The sequence below is a fragment of the Paenibacillus sp. Z6-24 genome (genome assembly GCF_054161335.1).
The window spans coordinates 3,448,894-3,469,227 of the sequence record NZ_CP096398.1 but is presented as its reverse complement, the minus strand read 5'-3'; the positions used below and the strand labels follow the sequence as shown (position 1 = coordinate 3,469,227).

The window sequence follows — 20,334 nt, the reverse complement described above, 5'->3', positions numbered from 1 at the left end:
CACTGGTAGTGAAATGTCCATATTGTGGTCATAACGGAACCAAAGTGCTGGATTCCCGTCCAGCCAACGATAACAAGTCCATTCGCCGCAGGCGGGAGTGCGAGAGCTGCAGCCGCCGTTTTACCACTTTCGAGATGGTAGAGGTTACCCCGTTAATTGTAATCAAAAAGGATGGAAGTCGCGAGGAGTTCAGCAGGGACAAGCTGCTGCGCGGCTTGATCCGTGCCTGTGAGAAGCGCCCGGTCTCGGTCGATCAGCTTGATGCGATCGTCTCCGAAGTCGAGAAGAGCCTGTATGCAACAGCGCTCGCCGAGGTAGAGAGCCGCGAGGTGGGCGAACTGGTGATGGAGCAGCTGTATCCGGTCGATGAAGTGGCTTATGTACGCTTTGCCTCGGTATACCGGCAGTTTAAGGATATTAATATGTTTATGAAAGAGCTGGAGGGACTGCTGAACGACGATTCCAAGCAGGATAAAAAGCAGTCCAGGGATACTGTCCGTTCCCAGCATGATAGGGAACACAAAGACCAGTAATAACAAACATACCGCTTTCCCTGTGTGGAGAGCAGCACAAATAGCATCACCGCTTTGGGTCTCCGGCAAAGGAGGCAGAGAGCAGTGATGCTATTTGTATATTCCGCGTTATTCAGAGTGATTTAGCTGTTCAGCGGCTGAGGGAAATTTTAAACCGGTCACCGGCCTTGCCGCCGAATACGATCATTCCTTTTTCGGGCAGCTTCATACTGTGTCCGCCATTGATGACGGAAGAGTAGACAATCTGTCCTTTGTCATCATAGACGACAAAGCCTGCTCCGGCAGGAAGAGTCACATTGATCTTCTGTCCGGCTGTCTTTTTGCCGAGCTTCATCCATTTGGCATAACTGCCTGCCGGTAGGGTAAGGGAAGAAGAGACAGCAGGAAGAGTCGATACGGCATCTTCGCTAATAAAGGACTGTTCGTTAATTTGCAAATATTCCGTTTTGCCCTGACGGTAGAAGTTCAAGTCAAAGGTATCCCGTCCGGACATGACCGGAATCTGCATCACATTCACACTGCTGTTTGCATCTTTGATTTTGGTGCCCAGTGCGTATCCCTGGTTGGTATCCACCTGGATCGTTTTACTGATTTCGGTCGGGATCAGATAGAAGGCGGAATTGATTTTTTCGTCGGTATTGTAATAGGTTTTGCCGTTACGCTGCTGCCAGTTCTTCTTGACGGAGGCGCTGAGCGGCTGCTTGTCCAGCTTTTGCCCGATATAGAGAGCCATCTGGGATTGCTCCAATTCCGGGATGTTCAGATAGGCGTTCAGCTTCAGATAGGTGAGGCCGTTTTTCTGGCGTTCAAAGCTGGCCAGGGTAGAACCGTCTTCACTGCGGAATTTGCCTTTGCCTGCATAGATATACTGCTGTGCAGGGATCATGCCGGCCATCTGGGCCGCCAGCTTGAACTTGCCGTTTTGAATATGAACGTTAAATGTCTCACCGACCACACCATAGGTGCCATTGTACTTTTTCATCTCGGCAGGCATGGCGATTTTGCCAGCGGCTGGGAACTGCTGATCCGGCAAAATACGTGAAATGGTCCCTTTGTCTTTGAGCACATGCAGCAGCACTTCGCTGGCAACCGCTTCATTGTACATCGATGAACCACCAGACGTTAATACAGCCATGCTCAGTCTTTCTTTTGGCAGGCTGACCAGAGTGGCATGATACATCAGTGTATCTCCGCCTTTGGATACAGCCTTCAATCCGTAACGGTCAAAGGGAGACAGCTGTACCGAATCCCAGCCCAGGCCATAGTTGAAAATGTTGGAAGTCTCGGATACCCACAGGCCATTACGATATTCCGGCTGATTCATGGCCTGAACCGAAGCGGCAGACAACAGATCCGGTCGCTGCCCGGTCAGTACTTCGGCAAATTTCACCACTTCTTCTGCGGTAGAATATACGCCGCCGGTGCCGATAATATTGGTGTTTTCCACTGGCAGCGCTTTGTCTGTCAGTGTAGGGAAGTAGGTTTTCACCAGTCGCTTGCGGTCAAATGTATCAAGCGGTGTCAGCGTGGACTTCAGCTGCAGAGGCTTGCTGATTCGTTCACGGATAAATTGTGGATAACTTTTGCCGCTGACTTTGGCAACCAGCAGTTCGAGCAGTTGGAAGCTGTCATTGGAATACACGGAAAAGGCGCCCGGATCGGCCTTCAGCATTTCATTACGCAGCGATGTCAGCAGATGGTCACGGCTGGTTGTATCATTATCGTTAAACAGAATCGTATTGCCATAATGACTGCCATACAGCCCGGATGAGTGATTCATCAGCATACGAGGTGTGATCTGCTTGTATCGTTCATCCTTCATTCGGAATTCCGGCAAATAGTCGGCCAGCGGCCGATCGATATCGATTTTCTTCTCATCGGCCAGCATCATGGTAGCTGCTGTCACATACATTTTGCTTGTGGAGCCGATACCAAACATATCATTTTTGGTAATCTTGCTGCTATCCGCACGGCTGGACGTACCTGCGCTGCCGGACAGAGTGATCTTACCGTGATCCATAATGGCATACTGCACACCGGTGACACCGTATTTGTCCAGCAGTACCTGGGAGAGTTCCTGTGCCCGGGAAGAAGTAGCTGCGGTAACCGCCTGGGATTTGGATGCAGAGGCTGCTTTGGTAGTAGTCTGCGCGGCAGATATGCTGCTAATCGGCAGCAGTGCCGAAGTTGCGATAACGATGCTCAGCAGGCATTTGCTGAATGATTTTACTTTATTCATGATATTCATCCCTTTCGGTAGGTAATCAGATGTATTCTCATCTGTACACAATCGAAGCATACCGCATACCCGCGCCGGAAAGACCGGAAATGGGCTGAAACGAATATCTTCACCCCTGAACGACAAAAATGAACCGGCATCGTAGCCGGTTCATCGTCGGTAATTCTCTATGATGATTCTCTTGTGATCCATCCCAATCTGCTATCCTTCTTCATAAAAAGGAAGAACAACCATACTCTCCACCCGGTGATTATGACTCTCAATCGTCATATGGCCGCCGTACTTGTCGCATAGACGGGAAATGTTGGTCAGTCCGAGACCATGGTAACCATCGCCTGGCTTGCTGCTGGTCCAGTCGATATCGGACTGGCTGGAGTGATTGGTAATATGGATATACAGCGTCGATTCACTGGAATGGATATTGATGGAGATATACCGGTCATCCGCCAGCCGGATCTGTTTGCTGGCTTCGATCGCATTATCCAGCAGATTGCCGAGCACGACGCATAGATCATAACGCTCAATCCGTACCACAGGCGAATGCAGCCGCAGCCGGGTATCAATCCGAATACCGTTGGACTGTCCGATGCTGAGCGTATTGCTCACCAGTGCATCGATTACCAGATTGCCTGTATTGACCCGGTAATACGCCTGATCGACCCGATTCAGCGTCGTGTGAATATGCTCGATGGCTGCTTCCGGCTCCTGACGGCGAATACATTCCTCGATATAAATCAGGTGCTGATTCGTATCATGGATAATGCGCTTGATATCCTTGAACGTATGCACCGTTTTCTCATAATTGGCATCCTGATAATCCATCTGCTGCTGCAAATACACATTCTGATTGAGCAGCCGGAACCGTTCCATCAGCATATCGAACATATAAATAACAAACACATTCAGAAACAGCAGCCCCAGCACCGAGATGACGTAGTAGCTGTTTTGCTGGCTGTAGGCAAACAGCACATTAATCTGCCAGATCGAAATGACCGGTACAATCAGAAACAGCAGATAATAGCGAGGCTGCAGGGCAATACTGCGCCGCCGGCTAATCAACCGGATCAACTGGGAGATCATCAGCATCACCAGAAAACTGAACAGAAGCAGCTTGATCGAGCGGATATATTGACTTTGCATCAGCTGATAAGGCGTTTCTATCGAATAATCGATCCCGCCAAAAAACAGATGCACACCCATGGAATTGACAATTGTCTGCAGTACCACATAGATAAAGGTAAAGACAAGCAGGGTACCGAGCTGCACCCTGTAGGACAGAGCCAGACTGAGAATCATTATTATGGCCAGCAGAGAGGAGAGGGCGGACGGCATATTGACCAGATAATAGATCAGATGCAGTACCACAAATACGATAATATATGGATAACGGTTTGGTCTGCGGTTCATCCGGCCCAGCACAGCATCAAAATAAAATTGCCCCAGCAGCAGCATAGGGGCGACAAAAAGCAGCACGAGCAGCATATAGCTTATGGGGTTCGGCATCTCAGTTCAGCTCCCTGATCATAAAGCGTGTGCACGCATCCTTAACTTCCTTAACCCGGGAGCGCCCAATCGGCAGCTCCAGACCGTTGGACATCAGCACCTGGTTGCCGGCGAATTTCTTGGCATGACGCATATTGATAATGACCGAGCGGTGGATCTGCAGAAAGTTCTGTTCCTTGAGCGCAGCGGCATAGGTAGCGAGTACACCCTTGCTTTCATATGTATCCCGTGCTGTAATAAAATGAAGTTTGTTTTTAAGGGTCAGACTTTTGACGGCTTCGATAGCGATCAGATCATCATGCCGGATCACCAGCTCATCATAGCCTGATTTGATCACCAGCAGCTTGTATTCCTGGGATTCCCAGTATCGGCAGAGGGACAGAATCACTTCGTCAAATCGTTCGGACTGCACCGGCTTGATCAAATATTGAAAAGTCATCACATCAAAGCTGTCGACCATGTATTCCGGGTAGCTGGTGAGGAAAATGATCTGTTCGTCCCTGTGCTGCCATTCCCGCAGCTTACGCGCCGTCTCAATACCGCTGCGCCCGGGCATCTCTACATCCAGAATCCAGGCATGAAATGCAGGCTGCTCCTGTTCATAATGCTGCAGCAGCAGCTCACCGGATGCAAATTCTTCAATTATAAATTCAACTCCTGTACGGACCGACAGTGCGGTCAGCAGCTGGCGCACCTGTTCACGCTGCTGGCTGGAATCATCGCAAATCGCCACTCTGTACATGATGGACACCTCCGTTATTGTATGAATGCTCCGGCTCCAGTGTAGCATGGAGGAGCAGCATTCAGCTGCTTCTATTTCCGAACAGCAAAAATCAATCCCTGAACAGCCCGATGACAGTAACCAATCAACCAACGGACGCAAAGGGCTGAATGGTATAAAACACATAGCAGGCAGAGTGCTATCTTGATAATGAGGCAATCTTTGCAATAAAACATCAAAAAAGCCTGCTTCACCGAAGTGAAACAGGCTTGATAAGATAAGGTATGCGGTCGAGAGGACTCGAACCTCCACGGGGGTAAGCCCACACGGACCTGAACCGTGCGCGTCTGCCAATTCCGCCACGACCGCAAAAAAATATGTAACTTCCTAATCCTCATGTTGTGCTTTCTTGGATGTCAGATAGGAAGTGGTGAACGAATCACCGTAATTAAGAGTATACTTCTTTTGAAGAGGGGATGCAAGTATTTTTTTTGAAAATAAAACTTTTCGGTCTACCAAGTGCAGATTTATCGTTTTGAAGCAGGTGGAATAATACATTCATGCTTGTTGGATCCACTTTAGCAAATAATAAAAATAAGCGTGGAGACTCTGTAACATTACTCGATACAGAAGATCTCCACGCTTGAGTAAGTGAAATATCAGGCTTTGCAAAAATGCTTGCTGTTCGAAGCCTGTAGGTTAAAGTGGAACAACACGGCTTAGCTTTAATCCGCAGAGTACATCTACTTACCGAACGTTTATTTTACTTGGCAGACAGCTCGTCGATCAGAGTATCGATCGCATAGGACTTGGCGAGCGGTGTGTCGTTGAAAAAGCTGCTGTCCACGATATATACATGATTGGACTGTACAGCGGTCAGCTGCTTCCAGGCAGCTCCGTCAGCGGAAGCGGCCATCCGTTTGCTCAGCGCTGCTGCGGTATCATTTGGGATATCGGTAGAGACGAACAGGTAGTTCGGGTTCATCGATTGCAGCTGCTGCAAAGTTACCGGAGTCGATTCAGCGTCTGTAGTCATGCCTTCCGGTGCTTTGAGCGCCAGATCCTGATACAGTACCTCGCCGACGCCGTTCTGTACATTGTTGTGTAAAACAAGATTATTCCCCTGCATACTCAGCGCAGCAATAGTGGATGTTCCGACGATTGGTGCCAGTTTGGTCTTGGCTCCGTTGAACTTCTGCTGATAGGCATTCATGAACTGCTTGGCTGCCGTATCATGATCGAGGAACGTACTGTACATATACAATTCACTGCGCCAGTCTAGACTGGGATCGATATAGGCAGTTGGTGCAATCTTGGCGAGTGCATCATAGGTCGCGCGGTCGCCGTTATTGGTAATGATCAGATCGGGCTTCTCGGCAGCGAGCGCGTTCAGATCGAGTTCGCCATTCTGGCCTTCGATCAATGTCAGCTTGTTACGCTGCTCATCGCTAGTGTAGGGAGGGAACACGTAATTGCCTTCGGCAGGCTTGGGAGCCAGTGAGATGTCCGCGCCAATCGCGTTCATATAATCCATCGCATACTGGCTGGTGACCGCGATGTTCTTGGCAGAGATTGGTACATTGACCGTACCGTAAGAGTCCCTTACCGGCATTTCCTTAATACCGTTCGGGTTAAAAATATCCGCCCGCGTCTCTTTGGGTTGTCCGCAGGCTGTCAACAAAACGAGGATCAGGGATAACACCAGTCCTGCTCTGATATAAGCTGTTGAATATTTCAAAATAATCCGCCTCTTTTCCGAGTATGCTTGGATATTTGAATAGACATGCAGCAGGCCTACACAGCACCTGTTATTATAAAATACCCAATAACTTTATTATACCAATAGCAGAGGAATGAAAGTCAACGCATTGGCATAACTGTCACCGGGTTGTCACAGAGTACAGGCAGAGCTGTGACAATAACAGCATCCAGCCGAATTTTCCCGGACCTGCATTAGACCTGGCTGCTGGAAAGCAAGTTCCGGGTGGCAGCCGATCTACTTTTATTAGAATGAAGAAATAGATGAAAAAATAAAAATTGTTGACTATATTGCTGATCCATGATACATTAAAAGAGTTGTTGAACAAATACATATTATGGGGCCTTAGCTCAGCTGGGAGAGCGCATCGCTGGCAGCGATGAGGTCAGGGGTTCGATCCCCCTAGGCTCCATTATCAAAAAGTCCGTCAAACACAGGAATTCCTAAGTGTTTGACGGACTTTTTTATTTGAGATGAATTGTAATTTCAGATCTTCAATTACTGACGAGACAGCTATGAAGATTCCTGATCAGAATAATCCGCAGTGATTAAGCTTTGGCATAATTCAAGCCGGATTGGTAAGCCTGATCGAGCATCATCTTATAATGTTCGTCGGAAGACTCCAGCGTCTCATACAGCAGTTCGACTTTGGAATGGGTGATGCCGCAATAACCGGCGATGCCTACATTGAGCAGATGCGTAATCATTTCATCATAGTGCCGCTTTTTCATCTGCTCCTCCGATACGCCGGCCAGTCCTATCCATAATACATGCTGATGATGAAGATGATCGGCTCCATAGGCAAATCCGTTATTCCATACACGGTCAATATAACCTTTGAGCATGGCCGGCAGACTCCACCACCAGACAGGGAAAACAAATGCCAAAGCATCATGTTCCTTCATTCGGGCCATTTCCTTTGCAACCTCCGGGCTAAAAGACTGCTTCGGCATGGAAAGATCCGGTTCATCCATTCCCTGCAACACAGGGTCAAAACCGATTCTGTGCAAATCCAGTATCTCATATTCATGTCCAGCTGCAGCCAACCCCTGCACAAAACGATCGGCAACCGCAAAGGTCAGAGAATCCGGTCTTGGATGCGAGACGACGGTTAATACTTTCATCCTGTACGTCACTACCTTTCTCCTAATGGGTAACTGATGCTATTATAAACAGGAATGAAATAACCTGGAAGTACGCACTTTCAAGTTCCATGGGAACATTCAGGTGCCCAGGCAACATGGAAGTGCCCGGAATAGATGCTTTCATAACCTGTCTGAATAAGAAGCGCAAGCACGTGAAATTAGAAGTTTTCGGTCAAATCAGCCGGTTAACGGAGGGATACATAATGGCGGAAAAAAAGGAAAATATCGTGGAAAAGAAATACAGGGTTGGGGTGGAAGCGGCCCTGGAAGTAATGGGTGGCAAGTGGAAGCCTTTGATCATCTATCACCTCATGACAGGACGGAAACGGCCATCCGAATTCAGACGGTTAATCCCCGGCATCACCCAGAAAATGCTCACTACCCAGTTAAGAAGTCTGGAAAAGGATGAGATTATTACAAGACAGGTATATACGGAGATTCCGCTTCGAGTGGAGTACGAGTTGACGTCGTACGGATGGGGATTGAAGCCCGCACTGGATCTTTTATGTTATTGGGGTGAAGAGCATCTGGAAAAGGTATACGGCGACAAATCTACGGTATTGGAAGAATTTCAAGAATAAGATGACAGATGCATATCGTCAAAGAAGACAGCCAGCATTTGTCTCGTTTATCCTGTTAGTCTCATTACTGGTATAAGCATACTGTGGCTGCAGCAGCATGGAACTCCTACAATAGGAATTGTTAATGGCACGATAACAATTCATCCGCCTGGCGGAATAAGGAGCGAAATTATGCAGACACGTAAACTTGGCAATCAGGGATTGGAAGTATCCGCACTCGGACTCGGCACGATGATGATGCCGGATAATGAGGACTCGATTCGCACTATTCAGGGAGCGCTTGATCTGGGTGTGAATATGCTTGATACAGCAGACATTTATGGTGGATACGGATTCGGACGGTATGGAGATAACGAAAAATTGGTCGGTCGTGCGCTGCGTGGACGCCGGGAACAGGCTATAGTTGCCACCAAATTTGGTATTACATATGGTGGTGAGAAACGCCGAGGAGATGCCGACTATGTACGCAAATCGGTCGATGCGAGCCTTCACAGCCTGGGACTAGATTATATCGATCTCTATTACCAGCATCGTCCGGATCTGCAGGTACCGATCGAAGAAACGATAGGTGCAATGTCCGAATTGGTGAAAGAAGGCAAAATCCGTTATATCGGTCTGTCGGAAGTTACGCCGGAGCGGATACGCCGTGCTCATGCTGTGCATCCGCTGACAGCGATTGAGTCGGAATACTCACTCTGGAGCCGCGAGACAGAGGATGAGGTACTTCCGCTGACAAAGGAACTGGGAATTGGCTATGTAGCATTCAGTCCGCTTGGACGCGGATTCCTGACTGGCCAGATCAAGAGCTTTGACGATCTGCCAGCAGATGATTATCGTCGTATGTATCCACGTTTCCAGGGAGAAAATTTTAATAAAAACCTGGAAGTAGTGTCATTGATCGAAGAGATGGCAGAGCGCAAAGGATGCGCACCTTCCCAGCTGGCACTCGCTTGGCTGCTGTCGCAGGGAGAGCAGATTGTTCCCATTCCCGGTACAAAACATCTGGATCGGGTGCGCCAAAATCTGGGCGCGCTGGATGTACAGCTGTCTGCTGAAGATCTGGCAGAGATCGAACGTATCTCTCCGGTGGGCGTAGCAGCAGGACATAGAGAATAAGGGGCTTCATTTTTCTTATATAAACGACGTGACAGCAAAAACTCCGTTAGCACATCGAGTGTGGAACGGAGTTTTTGCTGTCTGGGTTGGCTTTTGGAATATTATGAAGGCTGCATGAATTCTTCAACAAACAATTTAATAAATTCCAGTGCTCCATATCCAAAAGCTGCAAACATATAGAGGTAGAAGAGGACAGAATCTCTGACACGGAAATATACACCATAATCCCTGCCACAGTAAGGACATATCCGTGCAACTGCCGAGATGGATTCACCACAAGAGCGGCAGTCCATCAAATCGTTTCTTATGCGTACCCCACCCAGCCAGCGAATGATGCCCCTGATTCGTCTGTATACGCAAATCCACATCACTATGAAGCAGAGAATTGCCATAATAGAAAACATTAAGACAGCAAGGCCGGTCAATATTATTCCAAAAACATTATCGAGCGTACTAAAATCCAGATTTTTAAAATCCACCTGACTAAAATCAATACCTGCAAAATGACTAATATCCTCGAGCATTATTTTCCTCCATCAAATAATTAAGCTTCTTTTTATATCGACGTTATGCAGCAATATGTATAATTGCCCTGCTTATTTATTATCGGATGTTGAACTGAAAAATATAATGCAGATGAAGGTAAAAAAGAAAGCGCTTGCTAAAATGCTGAATTGGTGTTATTCTAGCTTTGGGATTGTTACTGAAAAGGCAAAACCCAGTGCATGTAGAGCTAACCATTAGCTGTTCGCATGTGTTGGGTTTTGCCTTTTTTGTATATCCTGATTCTCCAGTATCCATATCGTTATATGGCAGTCCACCAGAGGGGGACAGTGTGGATGATTATCCAGAAAATCTTTAACAACAATGCAATTATAGCCAGTGATTCGGGCAAGCGGGACTTTGTTGTGATGGGCCGGGGCATCGCCTTCAAAAAAAGTGCAGGTGATCCGGTCGACAAGAGTCTGGTCGAGAAGATCTTCGTGCTTCAGCAGACCGAAGCGTCCGAGAAGTTCAAGGTGCTGCTCGAGGACATTCCGCCGGAATATGTATCGGTCTGCTACGATATTATCGAATATGGCAAAAACAACCTGAATGTCACCTTAAGCGACTATATCTATGTCACGCTCACCGATCATCTGAACAATGCGTTCAAGCTGTACGATGAAGGCATCCGCAACCCCAATCCGCTCAGCTGGGAGATCAAGCGCTTTTATCCCAAGGAATATGGTATCGGCATCAAGGCGCTGGAATTTATCGAGTCCACGCTGAACCGTAAGCTGCCCGAGGATGAAGCGGCCAATATCGCCCTGCATCTGGTCAACGCCGAGATTAGCAGCTCGGGTACAAGGATGGCGAATGTGGCGGCCCAGGCGGAGAAGATTCAGGATATTCTGAATATTATCAAATACACATATCGCCTGGAGCTGGATGAACAGTCGATCAGCTATGAACGATTTATCACTCATCTGAAATTCTTTTTCCAGCGGTTATCCCAGCCGCACAGGCAGGTGCTGGAAGATGACTTCCTGCTCCGGCAGGTGAAGACCAAGTACAAAAAAGCCTATAATTGCATGCTAAAGATCGAGAAGTATCTGGATACCGAGTTGTCCGATGAGGAGAAACTCTACCTGACCATCCATGTCCACCGGGTCACCAATGACACAACTTTATAAAAATTTGGATTGTTACTGGTAATGCAGGCGAAACCAAGATTAGATCGTGCAGGAGTGATACTTCTGTAGACGGTCTGTCTGGTTTCGCCTTTTTGATATACCAAGCATACTTCGGATACCCCACAAAGGAGGAAGAACAATGAAATACGAACAGCTGGCAAAGGATATTATTCAGAATGTTGGCGGCAGGGACAATGTGAACAGCCTGGCTCACTGCGTGACACGTCTGCGCTTCAAATTAAAAGACGAGAGCAAAGCCAATACCGATGTACTTAAAAATATGGATGGTGTCGTCACGGTTATCCAGAGTGGCGGGCAGTATCAGGTCGTCATCGGCAACCACGTATCCGAAGTATATGCGGATGTGAACACCGTTGCTGGATTCAGCGGTGACTCGTCGGCAGCCCCTGATGATTCCGGGCAGAAGGTGAGTTTGTTCAACCGGTTCATCGATATGATCTCCGGCGTATTCGCGCCTACGCTCGGCGTGCTGGCAGCGACCGGTATGATCAAGGGTCTGACCGCACTGTTCCTGTCACTGGGCTGGCTGGTAAAAGAGTCCGGCACGTATATCATTCTGAATGCAATCGGTGACTGTCTATTCTACTTCTTCCCGATCTTCCTCGGTTACACGGCAGCCAAAAAGTTCAACGCCAATATATTTATCGGAATGGCGATCGGTGCGGCGCTGGTCTATCCGACATTAACAGAGGTGGGAAAAGGGACACCGCTGTATACACTGTTTGGGGGGACGCCGTTTGAGTCGCCTGTGCATATTACCTTCCTCGGCATACCGGTCATTCTAATGACCTATTCATCAAGCGTTATTCCGATTATCGTCTCGGCGTATGTCGGTTCCAAATTCGAGAATTTCTTCAAGCGTGTGATTCCGAGTGTGGTACGTACGTTTATGGTACCGTTCTGCACACTGCTGATCACGATTCCACTGGCATTTCTGATTATCGGTCCGGTAGCGACCTGGGCCGGACAGCTCGTCGGCGCTGCAATTCTGGGCATATTTAACCTGAGTCCAATTATTGCCGGACTGCTGCTGGGTGCGTTCTGGCAGGTATTCGTTATTTTCGGTCTGCACTGGGGATTTGTACCGATTGCGATGAACAACCTGAGCAATCTGGGTTCCGATCCGATTCTGGCAGGCATGTTCGGTGCTTCCTTTGCCCAGACCGGTGTTGTGCTGGCGATTCTGATCAAAGCCAAAAGCACCAAGCTCAAATCACTGTCTATTCCGGCGGTTATCTCGGGGATCTTCGGAGTCACTGAACCTGCGATCTACGGAATTACACTGCCGCGCAAAAAGCCGTTTATCCTCAGCTGTATCGGTGGTGCAGTCGGTGGCGCGATCATCGGAGCGATGGGCACCAAAGCATATATCATCGGCGGACTGGGCATTTTCGGTATCCCATCCTATATCGGTCCAAATGGCATCGACAGCGGATTCTACGGCGCGATTATCGGTATGATCGTCAGCTTTATCATTGGTTTTGTGCTTATGTTCTTCACCCGTCTGCAGGAAGACGAAGCACCGAATACCGGTAAAAAAGAAACCGGCAGCACCGAGACACTGGTGAAACAGGAGACCGTATTTAGCCCGCTGAAAGGCGAGGTTATCTCGCTCACCCAGATCAAGGACGAAGCGTTCTCCACCGGCGCACTCGGCAAAGGCATCGCGATTGAACCGATCGAAGGCAAAGTCTACTCTCCGGTAGACGGGGTACTGACATCCCTGTTCTCCTCCGGTCACGCGATCGGCATCACCAGCAACCACGGCGTCGACATCCTCATCCACGTCGGACAGGACACCGTCAAGCTGAAAGGCAAATATTTCACACCTAGAGTCAAACAGGGCGATACCGTCAAAAAAGGCGAGCTGCTGATGGAATTCGACGTTGCGGCGATCAGGGAAGCCGGCTACGTGCTCACTACTCCGGTCATCATCTCCAACTCGGGCAACTACCTGGATGTTATCGAGACTGACAAGAAAAAGATCAGCTATCAGGAAGATCTGCTGACGGTTGTAATCTAGCACTATCGTCCAATCTTCAAAGCTGTCAGGTTTGAGCTTTAAGTTGAGGTATGAAATAGAAGCTGCAGCTGGTATCCTGCGGTTCATCATCCACTCCAGAAAGGAATAAGGGACTGTCCTCCGGTTAAGCCTGGAGGATCCTGAATCGTTATAGAAAGTGAGGATCTCCAGGCTTAAAGGTCGGTCAGATCCCTTATTTCCTTTCTTGCGTTTTGCGCATTAAGCATTAAGTGAAATGCGCGTACATAAAGGTATTATATGTCTGCTAAATGACTCCATACTAATGAACAAGCACAGAGCGCAGGGAAAGGAATCACTCCATAGGCCGACATTTAAGATTGGATATTTACCGCGAGCAGCGGTGATTCAAAAATATCCAATCTTAACCGGAGGCCGCCGGAGTGATCCTTTCCCGGAGCGGTCTATCTTGTTTCCACTCCGCCGAACAATTAACACCCGCCAAACAAACTATTACGACCCCGTTAACAAATTACCATTACTATGTAGTATGTACATACGGGCTGACCATGCTGCTGTCATGCAGCTGCAGCCGCTGCGGATGATGTGCCTATCGATCTCAGGTGGGCATATGATTTGGCATGTAACTTTGCAGGGAATATGAGGAGGATTATCGGGAATATGAAAGGGCAAAAAAAGAAAATCATCGGGTTATCTCTATCCTTATCCGTACTGGCCGGTTCGTTGGGCGGAGCATATGCGCATGCCGCTGAGCTGTCTTCCAATGTGACACCACCCAAGCCGGAGTGGGGCTATTTTGTCGATAACTACAAAAACAATACAAGCGACAATATGTCGGTCACTTCCAACCCGGCGATTGGCGTATTGTCCGAATTCAACAAGATGTGGAAACCTGGCGCAACCTGGGATTCCGGCACCAAACTGAACAGTGAGCTGCTGGATATGAATATTCAGAAGGTCATTAATACGGCCAAGAAGCGTACCGCTGCACAGGAGGAAGCTGCCTATCTGGATGACCGCCGCAACCAGAGCTACAGCGTGATCGAAGGTCTGGGATCGCTGACCGACCTGTACCGCGAGCAGGCGGGAGCGACGACGACCATTACGGAAGTTCAAGCGGATGCTACCACCCAAAAGTATGACGATAAAGGTACAAATTCCGGTGACCCTCAATCGGCTCTTGGCGATATCGTCAGTCTGGTCAATACACTGCGCGGCAATTATTCTTCAACGAATCCGGCGAAAAGCTTTTACAATTATAAGCGTCCATTCCGCTGGAGTCCGGAAGCTACAGTCCTTCCAACACTGGTACCTGCGATCAAGGAAGATCCGACGACAGATGGAGGCTATCCGAGCGGCCATACGAATGGTGCCTATCTTGCAGCCTTTGCTATGGCTTATGCCGTGCCTGAACGTTATCAGGAACTGCTGACACGCGCTTCCGAGCTGGGCAATAACCGTGCGGTATCCGGCATGCATTCGTACTTTGACGTGATGGGCGGTCGTGTGATGGCGACAGCACTCGCTGCATCGATCCTGAATGATCCGGCCAACAAGGAAATCAAGCAGGCTGCCTACGAACAGGCACAGACCAAGCTGCTGACCCAAAAGGGTACGTCCAAAGACCGTTTCAGCGATTACCAAACCAACAAAAAAGACTACAACGAGCGTCTGACCTACGGCTTCCCGCAAGCGTATGCCAAGGACAAGCCGGTACTCGTACCGAAGGGAGCCGAAGTGCTGCTGGAGACACGCCAGCCGTATTTGGATGCTACGCAGCGCCGCTGGATACTCGCGACAACAGGCATTCCTTCCGGTTATCCGGTACTGGATGATGCCGAAGGATGGGGCCGCCTGAATCTGTTCGCGGCAGCAGACGGTTATGGTGCTTTTGTCAATAATGTAACCGTGAATATGGACGCAGCCAAAGGTGGATTCAACAAGGAAGACACCTGGCGCAATGATATCGCCGGCAAAGGCGGCCTGACCAAAAAGGGAACAGGTACGCTGAATCTGGATGGCAAAAACACCTACACCGGTGATACGCGCCTTATGGAGGGTACACTGGAAGGCGGTACAACAACTGCATTTGGACGCGGCAATGTATCCAACGAAGGCGGTACGCTGGCAGAGAGCGCTGCTGGTAAAGTGAAGATTGGCGGCGATTACAAGCAGACCTCCAAAGGTACACTGACCCTGACAATCGGCAGCAAAAACGATGTACTGGCGATCGACGGTTCGGCGATGTACGGCGGCAAGCTGCAGATGAACTTCATCAACGGCTATGTACCGAAAAATAACAGCACGATTATTGTAAGCGACAAATCTCCAAAACACGGCAAATTTGCCTCTGTAAAAGCGGCAGGACTGCCAGCAGGTTACACCGTCAAAGCTGTTTATACGAATGACAGCGTGAAGTTGCAGGTGAAAAAGAAGTAATACGGGTTGTCTGATACAGGCAGGAGTGCAGAAAACAGAAGTAGAACTTTTTTGCATAATAAAAGTATCTGTGCAGTACAATTTTACTGACTGCTATAACAATAAAAATCCGCTAATTGTGTACATACACATTGGCGGATTTTTATTTGCCTGCATTTGCATGCACGAAAGACAGTTATCAGCACCGATGTGGATATGATACAATGACAGTATTTCTACGTGTATCTCGATATCGGAAAGGAAGAAACATATGAGTTATGAATATATTACATATACGCTGCAAAGTGGCGACGTCACCTATGACAATGACGCGATCAATACTTCGCTCATTACCGATCTGATTGTGGAATTGGACGATTATATTGTACTGAGTCCTTCCATGCCGCTCGGCAAAAGCATTTATTTGCAGGCTGCCCGTATGGGTGGCGAACATGAGCTGGTGGTGGAGGTGCGTCTGCAGGAAGACGAAGGACATTTCAGGCATTACAGCTGGATCACGAGCGACCGGGCAGAGGTGGTAGGCATATTTCTCGCGTACTGGGGACAGCAGCAGCTGCCGGACTTAAGCGGCTGGCAGGATATTACGGATGAATTTGCCTGACTTGCGCTGCTGCAGCCATGCGTACAGATGGCATAGCGGTGGACCGGTATCGGCTGTTCTCACATCCATCATTGCCCTATCAAAGGAGGAACTATGCGCTACCGGTATACATCGACCCATCTCCTAATTGACAGGGAGGATTCCGTCCTCGCCATTGCCAGCAGAGCGCAAGGGTATGCTTCACATGATGAACTGTCCAGGCATACCCATGTGCTCGCTGCCATGTCACCGGAGGAATTTGATACCCTGGAGCTGGACAATCAGCAACTGCCGCTGCAGAATGATCCGGCAGCTCCAACCTTGCAGCCTGGTGATCGTCTCTTGAAAAAGGTAAATATGCTGCTTGCGCTGGCAGGCGCTTATGAAGCGGAAGAAGCGGCACCCATGCATACGCAAGCAGAACCGCAGATTCTCTATCCCTGGTTGAAAAATTATACGGCTATCCAGTATGTACAGCAGCCTGCGACGACAGAAGTACAGGCGCTGGATTGGCAGGATGTACCGCCCGCTAATGAACAGGCGCCAGAAGGCATGACTGCGATGGCACAGTATTTTGCCGCTCACAGTATGTGGCTGGGAGCAATTTCGCGAATACGTATTCAGGCGGGCCCACCGGAAATGCAGCACATGCTGCACCGCGAAGTACTGCCTCATTTTGAACATACAAAGCAGCATCTGATTGGTGATCAGGTCGAATCCTTTTTCATGTATCGTCTATGGCCGCAGTCCAGGGAATGGTTCGAACAGACCTCGACAGCTGCACTGCCGATTGTACGTGATCTGTACCGGCATCATGATAGTGAGGAATGGTACCGGGATGGCCGCCACGGGATGCTCTATTATCTGGTGGATATAGAGCAGATCGAGCCCTATGACGAGGATGAACTGAAGCATCTGCGTCAGCTCATTCGCTGCAGTTATCTGGATCAGGGGCACGGTTATGCAGTAACGCCGCTCGGCTGGCAGCTGGAAGATTCGCTTCGGCACTCTGTGGCGCTGCGCTTTTTGGCTTCAATTACACCATTTGTCCGGTTGTGTGTGGATGGAGGAACAGGACGAGTTATCCTGATTGAACTGTTCCGGAGCGAGCCTGCTCACCCTGTACTGTATCATCCAGAGAACTAAAGGGCCTCTGTCTGCCTTTATAAATAAGGAAGCAGTGTACAAGTACTAGATTGTATAGTAGAAATAGTAAGAATATTATAGAAGCAATAAGAAGCGTTCCTGTACATATGCCTGTACAATGGAGCGCTTTTTTGGTGTCTGCTCCTTTAATTGTGCATTCATTTTACTGGGATGTACTCACTTTTTTGTTGATCGATCTGCAGTTAGTTTATCATTTCAGGCTGCGAAGTCGAATAAATATCTGCAACAATATGACTGTTCAGCTTATTTACATTGTGCACAAAATTATTTATAGAAATAAACTAAAAAATAGCTGTAAGTTGTTGACATTAAATATGGATGCGATATAATAGTCAAAGAAAGTCAAAGTCAAAACAGTTGATCAAACATCAAACATCAAACATCAAACATCAAACATCAAACATCAAACATCAAACATCAAACATCAAACATCAAACATCAAACATCAAACATCAAACATCAAACATCAACGAAGCGGCTGTATGTCAACTATTTATAATCCCATTCTTTTTACAAATTCCAATATGAGTATGATTTAAGAAAGGGGCATTCGTATATGCGCTGTCAAAATTGTAATCAACATGAGGCTACTATAGGACTGAGCTTCACTGTAAATAATAAATCCGATAAAGTGTATCTTTGCCAGCAATGCTACGCCAAAATGAACAACAGCAATCCATTCTCCAGTGGATTCGGTGCTTCCGGCTCGCCATTTGACCAATTATTCAAAGGCTTTATGCAGCAAGGTGGACAGGCAGGCAGCTCCAATGGTCAGCGTGCAGCGACTCGTACGGTAGAACCGCAGCGTGGCAATGGCATTCTGGACCAGCTGGGACGCAATCTGAACGATGCAGCCAGAGACGGCAAGATCGATACTGTCATCGGCCGTGATGAAGAGATCGAGCGTGTCATCGAAATTCTGAATCGCCGCAACAAAAACAATCCCGTATTGATCGGTGAACCCGGGGTTGGTAAAACCGCGATTGCCGAAGGTCTGGCACTGCGCATTACCGAGGGACAAGTACCGGCGAAGCTGCTGAACAAGGAAGTCTACTCGCTGGATGTAGCTTCACTCGTAGCCGGAACCGGTATCCGCGGTCAATTTGAAGAAAAGGTAAAACAGCTGATTGCGGAGCTGCAGCAGCGTGAGAACATTCTGCTCTTTATCGACGAGATTCATCTGCTGGTCGGTGCAGGTTCGGCCGAAGGTTCGATGGATGCCGGCAACATTCTGAAGCCGGTACTGGCCCGCGGTGAACTGCAGGTGATCGGTGCAACCACACTCAAGGAGTACCGTCAAATCGAGAAAGATGCTGCTCTGGAACGCCGCTTCCAGCCGGTTATGGTCGATGAGCCAACCGTGGAAGAAGCGATCGCGATCCTACATGGTCTGCGCCCAAAATACGAAGAATATCACGGTGTACGCTACTCCGATGAGACGATCGCTGCTTGCGTACAGCTGTCCAACCGCTATATCCAGGACCGCTTTCTGCCGGACAAAGCGATTGACCTGCTCGACGAATCCGGTGCCAAACTGAACCTGCATGCTTCCGCAGGTGACCAGAGTGAACTGATGGCCCGCATCGAGAAGATCAAAGCCGAGAAAGAACAGGCTACCCGTGAAGAACATTACGAACGTGCAGCCCAGCTGCGCGATGAAGAGACCCAGCTGATGAACCAGCTGAACAGCGGTACAAACAGCTCCGAACCGATGGAAGTACGCGTCGAGGATATCCAGAATATTATCGAGCGCAAAACCGGTATTCCGGTCGGCAAGCTGCAGCAGGATGAACAGAACAAAATGAAAAACCTGTCTGCCCGTCTGGAGACCAAAGTCATCGGTCAGCATGAAGCTGTGGAGAAAGTCGCCAAAGCGGTACGCCGCAGCCGTGCAGGTCTGAAACCGAAAAACAAACCAATCGCTTCCTTCCTGTTCGTCGGACCGACCGGTGTAGGTAAAACCGAGCTGTCCAAGTCACTGGCAGAAGAGCTGTTTGGTCAATCGGATGCGATGATTCGTCTTGATATGAGTGAATATATGGAGAAACACTCCGTGTCCAAACTGATCGGTTCTCCACCAGGATATGTGGGTCATGATGAAGCCGGTCAGCTGACCGAACGTGTACGCCGCAATCCGTACAGCATCATTCTGCTGGACGAGATTGAGAAAGCACACCCTGACGTACAGAATATGTTCCTGCAGGTAATGGATGATGGCCGTCTGACCGACAGCCAGGGCCGTACCGTCAGCTTCAAGGATACTGTCATCATTATGACATCCAACGCCGGTATAACCGAGAAGAAAATTACCGTCGGCTTCTCCGCTGCCAAATCGGAACAGACCAGCTCGATTCTGGAATCGCTCGGTTCGTACTTCCGTCCGGAGTTCCTGAACCGGTTCGATGCGATCATTCCATTTGCATCACTGAAAGAAGAAGACCTGGTACAGATCGTCGACAACATGCTCGAAGATATCCAGTCCACACTGATGGAACAGGGCATTACCATGACTGTCTCTGACGATGCGAAGAAAAAACTGGCTCAACTCGGTTACAATCCAGCCTTTGGTGCTCGTCCGCTGCGTCGTGTGATCCAGCAGCACATCGAAGACAGCATCACCGATCTGGTACTGGACGATGAGAATGTACAGAACATTCAGGTGGATGTACAGGACGATGCGATCCAGGTAGCCAGAGTCTGATCCTACCAATCCAATGATGCAACATGCCAACTGTCAGGCTGTGTAGATGAATAAACAAATTGTATGTGCAATAACAGTTGGGCAGTAACCGTATGATGAACAAAAAAATGCGGAATAACCGCATGATGAATTAACTCCAAAATCCCTTCCT

15 protein-coding genes and 2 tRNA genes are annotated in these 20,334 nt (G+C 48.7%); 10 read left to right on the top strand and 7 right to left on the bottom strand.

Features of this window, described 5'->3' with window-relative positions; genetic code table 11:
* Positions 1-8: 8 nt before the first annotated feature.
* Positions 9-533, top strand: a complete 525-nt coding sequence (nrdR, locus tag M1D61_RS15060) for a transcriptional regulator NrdR (protein ID WP_458122520.1) — start codon at positions 9-11, stop codon at positions 531-533.
* Positions 534-663: 130 nt separating this feature from the next.
* On the opposite strand, the gene M1D61_RS15055 is transcribed toward nrdR, so the two are convergent.
* The 5 genes from M1D61_RS15055 to M1D61_RS15035 form a co-directional block, all read right to left on the bottom strand.
* Positions 664-2,772, bottom strand: a complete 2,109-nt coding sequence (locus tag M1D61_RS15055) for a serine hydrolase domain-containing protein (protein ID WP_458119465.1) — start codon at positions 2,770-2,772, stop codon at positions 664-666.
* Positions 2,773-2,973: 201 nt separating this feature from the next.
* Positions 2,974-4,275 carry a GHKL domain-containing protein gene (locus tag M1D61_RS15050; protein WP_458119464.1) on the bottom strand — a complete coding sequence of 434 codons (1,302 nt, stop codon included), beginning with the start codon at positions 4,273-4,275 and terminating at the stop codon, positions 2,974-2,976.
* Position 4,276: 1 nt separating this feature from the next.
* Positions 4,277-5,017, bottom strand: a complete 741-nt coding sequence (locus M1D61_RS15045) for a LytR/AlgR family response regulator transcription factor (protein ID WP_458119462.1) — start codon at positions 5,015-5,017, stop codon at positions 4,277-4,279.
* 264 nt (positions 5,018-5,281) lie between these two features.
* A tRNA-Leu gene (locus M1D61_RS15040) sits at positions 5,282-5,365 on the bottom strand.
* Between the two features lie 394 nt (positions 5,366-5,759).
* Positions 5,760-6,734 (bottom strand): ABC transporter substrate-binding protein, encoded by a 975-nt coding sequence (locus M1D61_RS15035; protein ID WP_458119461.1) that lies wholly within the window; start codon positions 6,732-6,734, stop codon positions 5,760-5,762.
* A gap of 360 nt (positions 6,735-7,094) precedes the next feature.
* Here M1D61_RS15035 and M1D61_RS15030 point away from each other — a divergent pair.
* Positions 7,095-7,167 (top strand) — tRNA-Ala (locus tag M1D61_RS15030).
* A 136-nt stretch (positions 7,168-7,303) separates the two neighbouring features.
* Here M1D61_RS15030 and M1D61_RS15025 read toward each other — a convergent pair.
* Positions 7,304-7,879 (bottom strand): NAD(P)H oxidoreductase, encoded by a 576-nt coding sequence (locus M1D61_RS15025; protein ID WP_458119460.1) that lies wholly within the window; start codon positions 7,877-7,879, stop codon positions 7,304-7,306.
* 224 nt (positions 7,880-8,103) lie between these two features.
* Here M1D61_RS15025 and M1D61_RS15020 point away from each other — a divergent pair, with 224 nt between their 5' ends.
* Both M1D61_RS15020 and M1D61_RS15015 read left to right on the top strand, forming a co-directional pair.
* Positions 8,104-8,481: a winged helix-turn-helix transcriptional regulator gene (locus M1D61_RS15020; protein ID WP_458119458.1), complete on the top strand. Its 378-nt coding sequence runs from the start codon at positions 8,104-8,106 to the stop codon at positions 8,479-8,481.
* A gap of 171 nt (positions 8,482-8,652) precedes the next feature.
* Positions 8,653-9,597: an aldo/keto reductase gene (locus M1D61_RS15015; protein WP_458119456.1), complete on the top strand. Its 945-nt coding sequence runs from the start codon at positions 8,653-8,655 to the stop codon at positions 9,595-9,597.
* Positions 9,598-9,698: 101 nt separating this feature from the next.
* Here M1D61_RS15015 and M1D61_RS15010 read toward each other — a convergent pair whose 3' ends face one another.
* Positions 9,699-10,121: a hypothetical protein gene (locus tag M1D61_RS15010; RefSeq protein ID WP_458119454.1), complete on the bottom strand. Its 423-nt coding sequence runs from the start codon at positions 10,119-10,121 to the stop codon at positions 9,699-9,701.
* A gap of 315 nt (positions 10,122-10,436) precedes the next feature.
* On the opposite strand from M1D61_RS15010, the gene licT reads away from it, so the two are divergent.
* The 6 genes from licT to M1D61_RS14980 all read left to right on the top strand — a co-directional run bounded on the left by licT (position 10,437) and on the right by M1D61_RS14980 (position 20,183).
* Positions 10,437-11,273, top strand: a complete 837-nt coding sequence (licT, locus tag M1D61_RS15005) for a BglG family transcription antiterminator LicT (RefSeq protein WP_458119453.1) — start codon at positions 10,437-10,439, stop codon at positions 11,271-11,273.
* Positions 11,274-11,412: 139 nt separating this feature from the next.
* Positions 11,413-13,317, top strand: a complete 1,905-nt coding sequence (locus tag M1D61_RS15000; protein WP_458119452.1) for a beta-glucoside-specific PTS transporter subunit IIABC — start codon at positions 11,413-11,415, stop codon at positions 13,315-13,317.
* A 639-nt stretch (positions 13,318-13,956) separates the two neighbouring features.
* Positions 13,957-15,735: a phosphatase PAP2 family protein gene (locus M1D61_RS14995; protein ID WP_458119451.1), complete on the top strand. Its 1,779-nt coding sequence runs from the start codon at positions 13,957-13,959 to the stop codon at positions 15,733-15,735.
* Positions 15,736-15,985: 250 nt separating this feature from the next.
* Positions 15,986-16,336, top strand: a complete 351-nt coding sequence (locus M1D61_RS14990) for a hypothetical protein (RefSeq protein WP_458119450.1) — start codon at positions 15,986-15,988, stop codon at positions 16,334-16,336.
* A gap of 93 nt (positions 16,337-16,429) precedes the next feature.
* Positions 16,430-17,461, top strand: a complete 1,032-nt coding sequence (locus M1D61_RS14985) for a hypothetical protein (RefSeq protein ID WP_458119449.1) — start codon at positions 16,430-16,432, stop codon at positions 17,459-17,461.
* A gap of 577 nt (positions 17,462-18,038) precedes the next feature.
* Positions 18,039-20,183 (top strand): AAA family ATPase, encoded by a 2,145-nt coding sequence (locus M1D61_RS14980; protein ID WP_458119448.1) that lies wholly within the window; start codon positions 18,039-18,041, stop codon positions 20,181-20,183.
* Positions 20,184-20,334: the final 151 nt, after the last annotated feature.